This window comes from Chryseobacterium shigense (assembly GCF_900156575.1).
GTDB classification, from domain to species: domain Bacteria; phylum Bacteroidota; class Bacteroidia; order Flavobacteriales; family Weeksellaceae; genus Chryseobacterium; species Chryseobacterium shigense.
In genome coordinates this window covers 1-15547 of sequence record NZ_FTNY01000010.1, presented here as the reverse complement: position 1 = coordinate 15547, position 15547 = coordinate 1, and the positions used below count along the sequence as shown (strand labels likewise).

Sequence of the window (15547 nt, the reverse complement as noted above, 5' to 3'; positions counted from 1 at the left end):
GATACTAAATGTCAGAAGAACAAAGACGTCAGTTGCAACAGCAACTTTGGAATATAGCCAACACTTTAAGAGGGAAAATGGACGCCGACGAATTTCGGGATTATATTTTAGGATTTATTTTCTATAAATATCTGTCCGAAAAGATTCATTTTACAGCCAATAAAATTTTATTAGATTCCGGAGAAGACATCGACTATAATGACGTTGATGAAAATACTGAAGAAGGAAAAGAAATCGTTCAGGCAATTTATGAAGAGGTTGTTGAAGATTTAGGATATTTCTTAAAGCCATCAGAACTTTTCAGTAATATTGCTAAAAAAGGTCATCAAAAAGAGGAAGGTAAATCAAATTTTATCCTTGCAGAACTTTCAAAGATTCTTACTAATATTGAGCAATCCACTTTAGGTACTGATAGTGAAGACGATTTTGATAATCTTTTTGAAGATTTGGATTTAACATCTTCTAAATTAGGGAAAACAGAAGATGAGAAAAATACGTTGATTTCCAAAGTGTTGTATCATCTGGATGATATAGACTTCAATCTTTCTGATACCAATGCCGATGTTCTAGGCGACGCTTATGAATATCTCATTTCACAATTTGCCAGTGGTGCAGGTAAGAAAGCAGGGGAATTCTATACGCCTCAGCAGGTTTCTACCATTTTAGCAAGAATAGTAACGAGTCGAAAATCTCAATTAAAATCCGTTTACGATCCGACTTGCGGAAGTGGATCTTTGCTCCTTCGTGTTGCCCGTGAAGCAAAAGTAAGTGATTTCTATGGTCAGGAAATGAACCGAACCACTTATAACTTGGCGCGAATGAATATGATACTACACGGTGTCAATTATAGTAATTTCGATATCAAGCAGGAAGATACTCTTGAAAAACCACAGCACCTTGACAAAACTTTTGATGCCATTGTAGCCAATCCGCCCTTTTCTGCGAATTGGAGTAGCAATGAACTTTTATTGTTAGACGAGCGTTTCTCACAATATGGAAAATTGGCTCCGGCTTCCAAAGCTGATTTCGCTTTTATCCAGCATATGATTCATCATTTGGATGAGAACGGAATTATGGCAGTTGTAATGCCTCACGGTGTTTTGTTCCGTGGTGCTGCGGAATTGGTTATTCGTAAATATCTTATTAAAGAGAAAAATTATCTGGATGCTGTAATCGGTTTACCTGCCAATATTTTCTTTGGCACAAGCATTCCTACTTGTATATTGGTTTTCAAGAAATGCCGAGAGCAAGATGAAGATGTTCTGTTCGTGGATGCCAGCAAAGAATTTGAAAAGCAAAAAAATCAAAATGTATTGCTCCCAAAACATATCAATAAAATTGTTGATATGTATCAAGAGAGAAAAACGGAAGAGAAATTCTCTCATCTCGCTACTTTGCAGGAAATTGCGGACAATGATTACAACCTGAATATCCCTCGCTATGTCGATACTTTTGAGGAGGAAGAAGAAATTGACATCCAAGCGGTAATGGCGGAAATTAAACAATTAGAAGCCAAACGGGTTGAACTCGACAGTCAGATTGAAGTTTATTTAAAAGAATTAGGATTAGTAGGTTAAATTTTTTTTTGACTTTAGAATATCCTTAATTTTTATAGCAGTAACAATAAATTATCAAGATGACAGAAAAAAATAAAAGTATCAGAAATTTTCCAAATTCGGGAAATGTGCCTAAGTTGAGGTTCTCGGAATTTACTGAGGAATGGAAAGTGAAAAAATTGGGAGAGATTGGAGAAATAGTAAATGGATTAACGTATAGTCCTGATAACATTGATGATAGCGGAATTTTAGTATTACGTTCTTCAAATGTTCAAAATAGGATTGTGACTTTAAAGGACAACGTTTTTGTTAAAACAGAAAAATTTAATCCAGTCAAAGAAAATGATATTTTGATATGTGTTAGAAATGGAAGTAAAAATCTAATAGGGAAAAATGCAATTATAAAAAGAGAGAATGAAGGATTAGCATTTGGAGCTTTTATGACAGTATTCAGAAGTCCTTATAATAAATTTGTTTTTCAGTGGTTTGATACAAAACAATATAAAGAAATTGTCAATAAAAATTTAGGTGCAACAATAAATTCTATTAATGGAAGTGATTTAAAGAAATTTAAAATTCCTTTTCCTTCTGTGGATGAGCAAAAAAAAATTTCATCCTTACTTTCATTAGTTGATGATAGAATAGAATTATCAATGAAAATAATTTCACATTTACAAACCTCAATCCAAAGTTATAGACAGAAGATATTTTCTCGGAAAATTAGATTTAAAGATATTAGTAGCAAAGATTATCCAGATTGGGAAATAAAAAAATTAGGAGAAATAGCTATGAGATTAACAAATAAAAACAAAGATAATAATCAAAATGTTCTAACAATCTCTGCACAGTATGGTTTAATTAGTCAGTTAGAATTTTTTAATAAATCTGTATCTGCTAAAAATGTAACAGGTTATTATGTGTTAAATAAAAATGATTTTGCGTACAACAAAAGTTATTCAAATGGCTATCCAATGGGTGCTATCAAGAAACTAATTAAATACGAAAAAGGAGTGGTTTCAACTTTATACATTTGTTTTAAATTTCACTCCCATATTAATTCTGAATTTATGAAGCAATATTTTGATGCAGGTTTTCAGAACAATGAAATAGAGAAAATAGCTCAAGAAGGAGCACGAAATCACGGATTATTAAATATTAGCATTTCCGATTTTTTTAATATTGAAATTTCTTTACCTTCTAATAATTATGAACAAACGAAAATAGCTAACTTTCTTTCTTCCATAGAAGAAAAAATAGAAACAGAAAAGAAAATTTTGGCTCAGTACGAAATCCAAAAGAAATTCTTTTTGGCAAATCTTTTTATTTAATTAGCTTTAGACGAATAAATTGGCAAGTAAATACTTTTTCTGATTTTCAAATTGGGCTAGTAATTCTTTCTCGAGAGTAATTTTATATTCAATTAAAGATAAAAATTTATAAATTTTATTTTGTTCATCTTCATTCATTGGTAGTAAAAGTTTTGCACCATTTAAAAAAGTATCATTATTAATATTCATTGTGTTTTTTGCACCTTTTTGTACAAGCGGATTTAAATAGTTAAATGTATTTACAGCAGAATTAAAATATTCGTGAAGTAAATATCCCAAAGCAAAAGTTTGAGGTTGAAAAACACAGTATAATGGAGAAACTACACCAATTCTATCCGTTCTATTTTGTTTAATAATTCCAAACGGAAATTCTGAAGTTGGACTTTTCGTATAAACTAAATCACCAGGATAAACCAATTTGTAATGTGTAATTTCTTTTGCTGAAAAAGACCTTCCTAAATGTTCAATTTGATTAATAACTCCTTTATGTTTAGAAACAGAAAATACTTCCGTATAAAGATTATTAGGATTTTTTTGCAAATGCTCTTTTGATATTTCGTTTAATTTTTTCTTTTCCCAAATAGAGAAATTTACATTTTTGAATTTAATTTTTTCTTCAAATAATTTTTTTACAGTTGAATTTTTTACTACAATTAAATCATCAATTATTTTCTTTTGGGTTTGGATACGGGAATCAATGAGAAATAAAAATGAAGATATTTTGTTTTGTTCAGCAATTGATGGAAGAGGCAACGAAATATCAGAAAAATATTTATAGCTTATCATTTTTCCATCTCTAATTCCTTCTAACTTTCGGTTAAGGTGAGTTATGTATTTTGACGTTTTTAAATAATATTTATAAAATATTCTATCAACAGTAATTATTGGTCGCAATATAATATAAGCTGGGCTACAAATTCCTTGATATTCCGAATATTCTATTCCACCTTGAAAAGACCTTAAACTAATTATAAAATCTCCTTTTTGTACAACTTTATAACTATCAACACTCTTGTCAGTTACTGAAATTTTGTAGTCTATTAGGTCTCTTGGTATTGCGCCGTATTCTTGTGTAATAGCAAGAATTGGTAAGTCAGAATTATGATTTTTATCCGATATATTTTGGAAAATCTCGTTCCCAAATTTCATATCCCATTTTGGAAAATCGTCTCCATTATTAGCTTTAAATCGCAAATTTGGAAAATTCAGATTTTTCATCCTCTTTAAATAGATTAGAGAGAATATTTACCATCAATTTAATCTGCGGAAGATAATTTGCAAAGGCTCTATCTTTAAGATTTTAATCTTAAAATCAGAAGAAAATTATGACGACACAAAAAACATTTGCTCAAATCGTGGAACTATGGAAAAAAGACAAACAACTTTATGTGAAAAAATCAAGTTTTTCTGCTTATGTGCTTTTGCTGGAGAACCATTTGTTACCCAAATTTGCAGAAGTAAGTAGCATAGACGAAGAGGAAGTTCAGCAATTTGTTTTTCAAAAACTGGAACAGGGATTGAGCCAGAAAAGCATCAAAGATGTTCTTATCGTTTTGAAAATGGTAATGAAATTTGGGGCAAAATATAAATGGATTCAATACACGCCATTCGATATTCAATATCCAACCGTTCGGGAAAATCAGAGCATCGAAGTTTTGACCAGAGCCCATCAGAAAAAAGTGATGAACTATATTCAGGAACATTTTACATTTCGGAATCTGGGCGTTTACATTTGTCTTTGTTCGGGAATGAGAATTGGAGAGATCTGCGCACTCACTTGGGAAGATATTGATACGGATAACGGGATTATCAACATCAGAAAAACCATTCAGCGAATCTACATTATTGAAGATGGCAAAAGAAGAACAGAATTGCTTCTCGATACACCCAAAACCAAGAATTCAATACGTGAAGTTCCAATGAGCAGAGACCTTTTGCGAATGTTAAAGCCTTTTAAAAAAATTGTGAATCCTTTGTTTTTTGTTTTAACAAATGATGCTAAACCAACTGAGCCAAGAACTTACCGGAGCTATTATAAAAATCTGATGAAACAACTGGAAATTCCGGAAATCAAATTCCACGGATTGCGTCATAGTTTTGCAACCCGATGTATTGAAAGCAAATGTGATTATAAAACGGTGAGTGTCCTGCTGGGTCATTCCAATATCAGTACAACATTGAATCTATATGTGCATCCAAATCTAGAGCAGAAGAAAAAAGCAATAGATCAAATGTTTAAAGCACTTAAATAGTTTTAGTTATGATATTTTTTGTTAGATTTGGTAAAACTATTAACAACATTGTCAGAGTTTCAAACTCTGACAATGTTTTTTAACCATAAAATTCGCAAACACAGAATGTCCAGCCAACCCGAATATATTCTTGAACAAAAATTAGTAGAACAATTACAGCAGTTAGGTCATAAGCCAGTCAGGATTTGCAATGAAGCAGATTTGATTATCAACCTGAAAACCCAGCTCGAAATTCATAATAAAAAACAATTTTCCAATAAAGAATTTGAGAAGATTCTAAATCATCTTGCCAAAGGAAATGTTTTTGAAAAAGCTAAAATATTGCGTGACCGATTTCAGTTTACCAAAGACGACGGGACTTCGGAATGGATAGAATTCATCAATCAGGAAAGCTGGTGTCAGAATCAATTCCAAGTCACAAATCAAATTGCTCAGGAAGGAGATTATAAAAACCGTTACGATGTCACGATTCTAATCAACGGTTTGCCTTTGGTTCAGATAGAGCTAAAGCGCCGTGGTTTGGAAATGAAAGAGGCTTTCAATCAAATCAACCGTTATCATCATCAGTCATTTAATTCCGGAAAAGGTTTATTCAACTACGTTCAGTTGTTTGTTATCAGTAATGGCGTCAATACAAAGTATTATTCAAATAACGCTAAACAGAGTTTTAAACAAACTTTCTTCTGGTCAGACGAGCACAATAATAATATCACGCAACTTGAAGATTTTGCACAGGCATTTCTAGAGCCTTGTCACATTGCCAAGATGATTACGAAATATATCGTGCTGAATCAAACGTATAAAATTTTGATGGTTCTTCGACCGTACCAATATTATGCGGTAGAAAAAATTGTTGAAAGAGTTAGAAATACCGATAACAATGGATTTATTTGGCATACAACGGGTTCGGGGAAAACATTGACTTCTTTCAAGGCAAGTCAGATTCTCAAAGAAATTCCTAAAGTTGAAAAGGTTGTTTTTGTAGTGGATAGGAAAGATTTAGATTATCAAACACAGAAAGAATTTGATGCTTTTGAAAAAGACAGCGTAGATGCTACAGAAAATACGGCACATCTTGTAAAGCAACTTTCTGACAATACAAAACTCATTGTAACCACTTTACAAAAGCTGAATACCGCCATTACCAAAGAAAAGCACGGTAGAAAAATAGACCGTTTAAAAGACAAAAAAGTAGTATTCATTTTTGATGAGTGTCATAGAAGTCAGTTTGGAGAAACACATCAAAATATTAAGAAATATTTCCAAAAAGCACAGATGATTGGCTTTACTGGAACCCCGATTTCGGAAGTGAATTCAGTTGGGAAAATAGATGGAATTGCTGCAACGACCAATATGCTTTTCAAAGAATGTTTGCACAAATACGTGATTACAGATGCTATCAGAGATGAAAATGTTTTGAAATTTTCGGTAGAATATGTCGGGAGATACAAAGAAAAGGAAGGTAGTAATACTTACATAGATATGGAAGTTGAAGCCATTGATACTCAAGAATTACTAGCAAGTCCAAAGCGTCTGGAGAAAATCACTGATTACATTATAACCGAACACGATAGAAAAACCCATCAGAAAACATTCAATGCAATGTTCTGTGTGAGTAGCATAGATGTTTTGCAGAAATATTATGACCTTTTCCAAAAGAAAAAAGAAGAGGGCAAACACAATCTGAAAATTGCAACAATATTTAGTTATAATAGCAATGAGGATTCAAAAGATGCAGACGGACATCATCAGGAAGAAGAGGAAGTGTTTGGAATGGTTGCAGAACCTCGGGCAGAATATGGTTTTAATCACAGCCGAAATATTTTAGATCGGTATATTGGTCATTACAACGAAATGTTCGGAACCAATTTTTCTACCAAAGACAGTCAGACTTTTTATAATTATTACAATGACATTGCGAAAAGAGTTAGAAACAAAGAAGTTGATTTGATTATTGTGGTCAATATGTTTTTGACAGGTTTTGATAGTCCACAACTCAATACTTTATTTGTTGATAAAAATCTGAAATACCACGGATTAATTCAGGCATTTTCCAGAACCAACAGAATTATCGGCGAGAAAAAATCGCAAGGAAATATTGTCTGTTTCCGAAATCTGAAATCTGCGACAGATGATGCCGTGACTTTATTTTCTAATAAAGAAGCCATACAGGAAATAATCATCCAACCTATTGAAGATTACATTGAACTTTTCAAAAATTCTTTAGAAAAACTAAAACTGGTTGCACCAGAAATTCAAAGTGTTGACGCTTATCAAACCGAGCAGGAAAAATTTGAATTCGTTACAGCCTTCCGTGAATTGATGCGTATTCTGAATGTCTTAAAATCCTTTACAGATTTTAGTTTTGAGCAATTAGAGATGACAGAATTTGAATTTGATGGATATAAAAGTAAATATCTTGATATCTGGACTGCAACACATCCCAAAATTTCAGGAGACGGAAAAGTCAGCATTTTAGATGATGTTGATTTTGAATTAGAGCTCATCCACCGTGATGAAATCAATGTGAGCTATATACTTTCACTATTAGCAAATATTGCAGATATAAAAGGAATTAAACGAGAAGCGAAAATAAAAGAAATTCGTGAAATCCTATCCGGCGACGCCCAATTAAGAAGCAAAAAAGAATTAATTGAAAAATTCATAGACGAGAACTTGCCACATATTCCGGACGGCGATGCTGTAAGTGATGAATTTGATAATTTCTGGAACAAAGAAAGAACTGATGCTTTTGAGAAAATTGCAGAAGAAGAATCCCTTAATAAAGAGAAATTCCAGGAAACCATTGACAGCTTTCTTTTCACTTCTAAAATACCCAAAATGAGTGATGCCTTAAAACTCTTAGAAATAAAACCAAAACTGACCGAACGAAATAATATTGGAAAAAGAATTATCCAAAAAGTTCAGGATTTTGTGGAGGTTTTTATTGATGGGGTGGCATCTTAGGGATTAAAATAAAAAGAATGGCTTTTACGGATTCCCGTAAGTTTTAATCTATTGTATTGGATAATTTTGAATTTTGGAAATATTCAATCTTTAGAGACTCAAACTACATATAAAAAAACTAAATAAAGAGAACCTATTAAAAAAATGATTAAAGTTTTTTGTCTAAAATGGTTTTAACCTATTGTTTAAAATATTTTGGTGTGAGAAACTTATTTAGAAAGTCTTGGGAATTAAATATCACCAAGCTTAATGTGTTTTCGTATTTAGTTTTTGTAAAAGTTAATGACCATTGAAAAGGCAATTAAAATTAAGAAAGTAAATAATAATAAATGATTCAAAAAATTAGATTTAACGCCGCAAATTTCCCTTTTTTGTTTAAAGATGAAGAAGCTGAAATAGAATTAAATTTAGGCTCTGTTAAAGGTTCTTTTTGGGGAGAAAATATTAGTATGGTTTCCGCTATTGTAGGCAAGAATGGAACGGGCAAAACAAGCATACTAAGATCAATAAAAGATTCGTATATAGATATAGTAAATGACTTGGGGGAAGAAGTTTCTAATTCTACTTTTTTAAAGATTTATTATTCATCTAACTTAAGTTATGAAAATGACCAGTTTGAAGATAATACAGTCATTAATCTCTCTCAATATTCAAGATTAAAAAGAGAATTACGAGGAGATGAAGTTGGAGTTACCGAAATGCTTGAAATTCATAATTCAGAATTTTATTTAGATTTAATTCAACTTAAGAAAAATGAAGAGTTAAACTCTCTTTTATTAGATTTGGGCTTACCTTATATTGAAAAATATGAAATCTCACTTCTTAAATTGAAAGAAGATGATTGGAATATTTCTATGGATTTGAGACCTTACTTTGATAAACTAGATCAGAAAAAGGATGAAGAACGTGTGGAAAGAGAGCAGCGAAAAATCGATGAATTAGGATTAACTGGTGAAGAAATCAATCATAATGAAGAATATAATGAAACCTCATATAGGATTCGTTTAGAATTAGAAGTAATTAACGCAGTAATCTTAAAGGTTAAAAGAATTTTAGAAAGAACCGGTAATAAATATTTGCAAGAAGGCTTTATTGACGAACAAATTTCTGAGCTAGAAAATATAACTTCTTACAAAGAAGCATTTTATTGGATTATTGAAAAAACATACTTTAAATTATCCAGTAGTTCTAACCCTCTATTTTTACCATTTAAAGAAATAAAAGAATTTACAGATGTCTTACTTTCAATAGTGGAAGAGCAGCAAAATTTTTCAAACTGGACGAAATTTTCTGTAAATTCAGATGTTACATATAATTTTATTATAAAGTATCAAAATTTTATTAGAGCGTTCAAGTCTAGTTTTACTTATGATGATTATCCCATTTTAAGATTAAGTACAGATATACTGCTAAGTAATGGAGAGCGTTCTATGTACGAGCTTTTTTCACAAATGTACAAGTTGGCAATCGCAATATCCAATGGAGAATTTAATTTTGAAAATGAATTTGAAACATATCTTATTTTATTAGATGAAGCTGACCTTTCTTTCCACCCAACATGGAAAAAACGCTACATTTCTTTATTGATTAAAATTTTACCAGTAATTTTTAAAGGAAAAAAGATACAAATAATTTTTACTACCCATGATCCCTTGGCATTATCTGACGTGCCAAAACAGAATGTCATTTTCTTAGATAAAAATGATGAAGGGCAGACTATAATAAGTGAACAGAACATAGAAACATTTGGCGCAAACGTTCATGAACTTTTAGCAGATAGCTTTTTTATCTCGGATGGTTTAATGGGAGATTTTGCAAAAGAGAAAATTCAGGATTTAGTTTCATTTTTAACATTCGATACGGAGTTACCAGTTGGACTAAATAATCAACAACCAATTGAATCATGGGATGAAAATTCAGCCCTGCAATTAATTGAAATTATAGGTGAGCCAGTTATTCAAGAGAGACTACAATCACTATTTGATATCAAATTTAATATCTCAGAAAAGGAGGATTTGGAATCTAAAATCAATGAACTTCAACAAAAACTTAAAGAATTAAATGAGAAGAATTCTGATAGATAGTGAATTAGAGATTAAGGCTGAAAACTACAGTAAAAACTTATTTACGGGTAGAAATGCAAACTTTAAAACTCCTCTTGATGAACTCAAGAAACTGAGGGATAGTTTGCAAATGAAGCATAGGGTACAAAAACAATATGTTCAAAAAATTATTGATCAATATCAAGAAATTTTAAAAGCGTCTCCTGAAGAAATGAGGTTGTTAATAACTTCTTTTCAAACAATTGCTAAAAGTGACATACTAGAAAGCAAGTTGAAGACAAAGGATAAATTAAAATTTCATGAATTAATAGTAAAAGCAATGAGGTATGATGAGCTAAGAAGTTCAGAATTTCGTCAATTTGTTAGTTCTTCTGGAATCAAGACTTGTGTTTACTGTAATTCTCAATTAGCAATTATATCTGAGATTTCATTTTATGATAAAAAAGAGAAAAAAAGAAAACCTAAAGTATTGGCAAAATTTGAATTAGACCATTATCATTCTAAATCACAATATCCATTTTTATGCACTTCCTTTTATAATCTTTATCCTGTTTGTGGAAATTGTAATAGGGCAAAATCTAAATTAGATATAAAATTTGAACTTTATACTTATGATCCATCTAAATTAGACTTATTTAATTTTTGGATTGATGATGAAACCGTCATTAATTACTGGCTAGAAAAAACACCTGACGTTTCAAAATTAAAAATTCACTTCGACTCTATTGATGGGGATTATGATTTGATAAATGAATATAATAAAATCTTTGGAATACAAGGTATCTATGATACTCAAAATGATGTAGCTGAAGAGCTTTTACACAAGGCTAAAGTTTACACAAATGCTTATAATAAAAGTTTGCTCAAAAATTTTCATGATTTATTTCCTGATAAGAATATTCTTGAAAAGTTGATAATAGGCAACTATGCTAATTCTTCTGAAACATTTAAAAGGCCCATGGCAAAATATACCCAAGATCTTGCAAAGCAATTGGGATTGATATAATTTATCTGAATAAAGAAACTTTAAATATTAAACATAAAAAATTGTAACCAATGAAAACTTTAAAAGTATCTACAAAAAGTCCTAAAGACTTGCAAAATGAAATCAATGATAAAATTATAAATAATGAGATTCGGTCTTGGGAACTCGATGATTCAGGGAAGGCTATCTCCCATAGAGGAGAACAGTATGCTAATCATTTTTATTTTGAATACTATATTGATGATCCCAAAGGAATTTTAGAATTTGTTTTTCATTCCAGTGGCACAAGTGATTTTGCCGATTCAAGGGCATTTCAATTATTGGAAAGAATGTTAGAATCACATTTTGTAAATCAAATTAAAGTCATTAGATAAAGTTATGAATTATTGGCATTTACAATTGCAACCAGACGATAAACTATCGATAGACACTATAAAAGAAGTTTTAAAAACAAAAAAAGCTATTGGTCTAGGTGAATATTGGGAAGATAAGAACGGAAATCCAGTTTCAGATCCTAAATATTTTAAAAATGATATGAAAATTGGGGATATTGTCATGGTTAGAGAAACTACAACTCCTATAGCTTTAGTTAAGATAATGGGAGATTATTATGTTGAAGAAAATTCAAATTATGAATTTGATTGGTTTCCTTTAAGAAGAAATATTGAAATAATAAATTTTTATGATCAAAATATTCATCAAAATTTATTAAATAACATATTAAAGGAGTATAATACAAAACATATACAAGCATCTAAGACTTTGACATTTTGCGAAAATGATAACGCTACTAACAATTTTATTTGGCAATGGCATAATTTAGAGAATAAAAAAATGGAATCACAAAAGAAAATAGATATTTTAAAATACAAGAAACAAATCATCTTACAAGGACCTCCTGGAACTGGAAAGACAAGGTTAGCAAAAGAAATCGCTAATGACCTTCTGAATGATAATCCTCAAAATCTATCTCCAAAAGAGCTCATTGAGAATTTTTTTAAGCTAGGTAAATCAGATAAAATATACAATGAAAACTTTAAAAATAGATTAGAAGAATTTTATGATTTTTTTCCCAAAGACCAGTTTTCTAAAATGGAATTAGATGATTATTGTATTGGAAAAAGAAATAATACAAACTTTTGTTGGTGGATAGAAAAAGGTTTAGATAAATATGGGAAATTCACACCAGGTAACTCTGGTAATTATGTAATATATTTCAGTAAAACCGATGAGGATTACCGATTGACTAAATTCCTTAAAGAAGGTATTTTTGATATGTTAGTTAATATACAAAATGCTTTAAGCGATTTAGCTGAAAAAGAAAATATTGCTGAAGCATCAAAATTATTTGGGGATAGCTTTATTATCAAAATACTTAATTCGTATTATCCTGAAAAGTATTTTCCAATAAATGGAAGAACATCATTAGTTAATTTAATGAAGATTTTTGACATGTCTTTTAAAAAGATAGCTACTATTGAATTAAATAAAAATGTCCAAAATCTTTTCAATGAATATAAAAATAGATATCCATCAGATATAACAACCTTAGATTTTATGCATTTTTTATATTCTAAATTTGATTTGAAAAAAGATGGAAATCTTTATGAGGATTCGAATGAACTTGATGTTTCTAGAAAACCTAACTTAATTCAGTTCCACCCAAGCTATACTTATGAAGACTTTGTAAGAGGAATTGTTGCAACACCCAATGATAAAGGTGAAGGTATAATTTACAAAGCAGAAGATAGGTCGCTTATAAAATTAGCACTTGATGCGAAAGATAACCAGGATAATAATTACGTTCTGATTATCGATGAAATTAACCGTGCTAATCTATCTTCAGTTTTAGGAGAGCTTATTTATGCACTAGAATATAGAGGAAAAGAAGTAGATAGTTTGTATGAGATAGATGGTGAAGGCAATAAAATTACATTACCTTCAAATCTTTATGATATAGGAACAATGAACACAGCAGATAGAAGTGTTGGTCATATAGATTATGCGATTAGAAGAAGATTTGCTTTTGTAGATGTTTTGCCAAAAGAGTTAAATGACGATAAAATTATTTTTCATAAAGATTTATTCAGAGAAGTAAGTACATTATTTATTGAGAATTATGATGAGCATATCTCTAACGAAAAAGTTGCTCTAAAACGGGCAAAAACTCTTTCTGAAGAATTTAGACCCGAGGATGTATGGCTTGGACATTCATATTTTATACAGAAGAAGTTAGCAGAAAATCTTTTAGAGCCAGAAGATTTTAGAATTCGTATTGATTATGAAATCAAGCCCATCTTATTAGAGTATGTGAAAGATGGTATCTTGATTGGAAAAGTCGATGGAAAAGCTATTGAGGATTACATAAAAGCTCTCTAAATGGGTATTCTTTTAAAAGAACATGACATTACAACATTAAGTATTGTAATGGATGCTAATTTTAATGTAGTAGATGAGAAAAAGTACTTGATTAATACAACCGGATTAAAAATAAATATACAACCTCGTACTTTTAAAAGAGAAAGAGGAAGAGATTATTATTGTTATTCTTGTAAAATTATTGAAAATGAAATAATTTTAAATTCAGATTATTTTGTTGGTATTGATTGGCTAACTCAAGACCGATATATTCATGTGGAACCCAAATTAAATTCATCTGTTACAGAAGTCTTTGAAAAAGTTGTTGAAACTAATGATGAGAATATTTCGGAAGAAAAGATAATACAGTTTAATCAAGAAGCAGAGTCTGAAATAAAAAAAGTTACGAGCGAAAAAGAATTAGATGTCATTGGGATGCTCGTTGAGATTATGTCTCATGCAGATTTATCTAGTCATACTGATAATCTACTTTTGATTGATTGGAACAAGCCCGAAATTCCAATTCAGCAAAAGCAAGATTTGCTAACTCCTTTTTTAGTTATAAAGTTCCTCAATTTATTGAAAGATATTGCCAAGAAGGGCTTAAAAAAGTCTTACTATAAGGTTCAGGAAAATTTACCGAATAGAGTGAAAGGTAAAATTTTGGTTGGGCAGCAGATTAAAAAAAATATACTAAAGAACCGTTTTACCAATACCGTTTGTGAGTATCAAGTTTTTGGAGAAGACTCTACAGAAAACCGATTCTTGAAGAAAGTGTTTCAGTTTTGTACTCAATATGTAGAAAATCATAAAAATTATTTTAAAGATAAAAACCAAATTTCTTGGATGATTAATTATATCAGACCTGTATTTGAGCATATAGGTCCGGAGATTAATTTACAGGAGATTAAACACTATAAGCATAACCCGTTTTTTAAAGAATATAAAGTCGCTATTAAAACGGGTAATCTCATCTTAAAAAGATTTTCTTATAATATCATCAAAACGGCAGGAGAAAGTATTTCAACGCCTCCTTTTTGGATTGATATGCCTAAAATGTTTGAATTGTTTGTATTTTCAAAACTACTCAGGGATAATCCTCAACTCACCGCAAATAATCTTAATTATCAATTTGGAACGCATGGTAATTCTCTTGATTTTTTGATTTCTGCAGGAGATACGCAGATTGTCGTAGATACAAAATATAAACTCAAATATAATTATGGTCAAATCCACGAAGATATCAGACAAGTTGCTGGATATTCAAGATTAAATAAGGTAAGAGAAAAAGTAGGTTTAAAAAAAGATAATAATGAAGAGATACCTTGTTTAATAATCTATCCGAAACCACTTGATAAAAATGAGAATGAATCTCTAAGTATAGAAAATTTATTAAATACAGAAATCAATGCTTATCATAATGTCTATAAAATAGGCGTTTCTTTGCCTACAATTTAAATTTCAATATAAGTTAATACGAGACGAGGACAAAAATAAAAACAGAAGCCAAAGATAGTTCGCTCTCTAGTCTACCAGCCAAATTCTGTCAAGGTCAAGCCCTCTGGATTTTCAGAAAAAGTTTTTGCGTATAAATATAAGCAAAACTTTTTCAGAAAAAACCTTGACAGAATGCCTCGCTAACTTTCCATAAGGCTTTCTTTTTTTCTTTTTTTAGGATTTTTTCTTCGTTTTCTTTTAAAAATATTTTCAGCTAAGAAATATCCCAAGAATAAAAAGAATATTGAATTCCAATTATCAATTGAAAAAAAGTGTTCAAAATTTACCAATCTTTACTTGTAAATCCGAACGAAAATTTCTACTTTTACTACGTAAAATTTTTATATTGGATTTTACCGCTTTTTGCAAATGCCCTATTTAAGGCCTTTCACAAGATGCTACAGCGAAACGCTTATCAATAAAAGGACGAGAAGAAGTTACAAAAACCCTCTCTCTCCGCTAAAGTTAAACATAAACCTACTGATCATCAGTAGGTTTTTTTTTAATTAAAGTTTTCTTCCCTACATTTAATTACTCTGCC

General features: G+C 30.5%; 10 protein-coding genes. 9 read left to right on the top strand and 1 reads right to left on the bottom strand.

Going from position 1 to position 15547, the window contains the following annotated elements; all coding sequences use genetic code 11:
- Positions 1 to 8: 8 nt before the first annotated feature.
- Positions 9 to 1577 (top strand): type I restriction-modification system subunit M, encoded by a 1569-nt coding sequence (locus BW964_RS21695; RefSeq protein ID WP_076510627.1) that lies wholly within the window; start codon positions 9 to 11, stop codon positions 1575 to 1577.
- Positions 1578 to 1636: 59 nt separating this feature from the next.
- Complete coding sequence (locus BW964_RS21690; RefSeq protein WP_076510624.1) at positions 1637 to 2884, top strand: restriction endonuclease subunit S; 1248 nt, start codon at positions 1637 to 1639, stop codon at positions 2882 to 2884.
- Between the two features lie 6 nt (positions 2885 to 2890).
- Here the strand turns inward: BW964_RS21690 and BW964_RS21685 are convergent, their stop codons facing one another.
- Complete coding sequence (locus BW964_RS21685) at positions 2891 to 4102, bottom strand: restriction endonuclease subunit S (protein WP_076510622.1); 1212 nt, start codon at positions 4100 to 4102, stop codon at positions 2891 to 2893.
- A gap of 107 nt (positions 4103 to 4209) precedes the next feature.
- Between BW964_RS21685 and BW964_RS21680 the strand changes: the two genes are divergently transcribed.
- From BW964_RS21680 to BW964_RS21650, 7 genes are all read left to right on the top strand, one after another.
- Positions 4210 to 5136: a tyrosine-type recombinase/integrase gene (locus BW964_RS21680; RefSeq protein ID WP_076510619.1), complete on the top strand. Its 927-nt coding sequence runs from the start codon at positions 4210 to 4212 to the stop codon at positions 5134 to 5136.
- A 105-nt stretch (positions 5137 to 5241) separates the two neighbouring features.
- A complete protein-coding gene (locus BW964_RS21675; RefSeq protein WP_076510617.1) occupies positions 5242 to 8103 on the top strand; it encodes a type I restriction endonuclease subunit R in 2862 nt (953 codons plus the stop codon).
- Between the two features lie 329 nt (positions 8104 to 8432).
- Complete coding sequence (locus BW964_RS21670) at positions 8433 to 10187, top strand: AAA family ATPase (protein WP_076510615.1); 1755 nt, start codon at positions 8433 to 8435, stop codon at positions 10185 to 10187.
- A complete protein-coding gene (locus BW964_RS21665; RefSeq protein ID WP_076510612.1) occupies positions 10165 to 11172 on the top strand; it encodes a hypothetical protein in 1008 nt (335 codons plus the stop codon). Before BW964_RS21670 ends, BW964_RS21665 begins: the two co-directional genes overlap by 23 nt.
- Before the next feature lie 50 nt (positions 11173 to 11222).
- Positions 11223 to 11525 (top strand): hypothetical protein, encoded by a 303-nt coding sequence (locus tag BW964_RS21660; RefSeq protein WP_076510610.1) that lies wholly within the window; start codon positions 11223 to 11225, stop codon positions 11523 to 11525.
- A gap of 4 nt (positions 11526 to 11529) precedes the next feature.
- Entirely contained in the window at positions 11530 to 13530 is a 2001-nt protein-coding gene (locus tag BW964_RS22250) for an AAA family ATPase (RefSeq protein WP_076510608.1), read from the top strand.
- A complete protein-coding gene (locus BW964_RS21650; RefSeq protein ID WP_076510606.1) occupies positions 13531 to 14967 on the top strand; it encodes a 5-methylcytosine restriction system specificity protein McrC in 1437 nt (478 codons plus the stop codon).
- Positions 14968 to 15547: the final 580 nt, after the last annotated feature.

Excerpts from the sequence above, each read along its gene's own strand:
- BW964_RS21675 (WP_076510617.1), top strand. The coding sequence starts at position 5,242 with ATGTCCAGCCAACCCGAATATATTCTTGAACAAAAATTAGTAGAACAA.
- BW964_RS21665 (WP_076510612.1), top strand. The coding sequence starts at position 10,165 with ATGAGAAGAATTCTGATAGATAGTGAATTAGAGATTAAGGCTGAAAAC.
- BW964_RS21650 (WP_076510606.1), top strand. The coding sequence starts at position 13,531 with ATGGGTATTCTTTTAAAAGAACATGACATTACAACATTAAGTATTGTA.
- BW964_RS21660 (WP_076510610.1), top strand. The coding sequence starts at position 11,223 with ATGAAAACTTTAAAAGTATCTACAAAAAGTCCTAAAGACTTGCAAAAT.
- BW964_RS21685 (WP_076510622.1), bottom strand. The coding sequence starts at position 4,102 with ATGAAAAATCTGAATTTTCCAAATTTGCGATTTAAAGCTAATAATGGA.
- BW964_RS21695 (WP_076510627.1), top strand. The coding sequence starts at position 9 with ATGTCAGAAGAACAAAGACGTCAGTTGCAACAGCAACTTTGGAATATA.
- BW964_RS22250 (WP_076510608.1), top strand. The coding sequence starts at position 11,530 with ATGAATTATTGGCATTTACAATTGCAACCAGACGATAAACTATCGATA.
- BW964_RS21690 (WP_076510624.1), top strand. The coding sequence starts at position 1,637 with ATGACAGAAAAAAATAAAAGTATCAGAAATTTTCCAAATTCGGGAAAT.
- BW964_RS21680 (WP_076510619.1), top strand. The coding sequence starts at position 4,210 with ATGACGACACAAAAAACATTTGCTCAAATCGTGGAACTATGGAAAAAA.
- BW964_RS21670 (WP_076510615.1), top strand. The coding sequence starts at position 8,433 with ATGATTCAAAAAATTAGATTTAACGCCGCAAATTTCCCTTTTTTGTTT.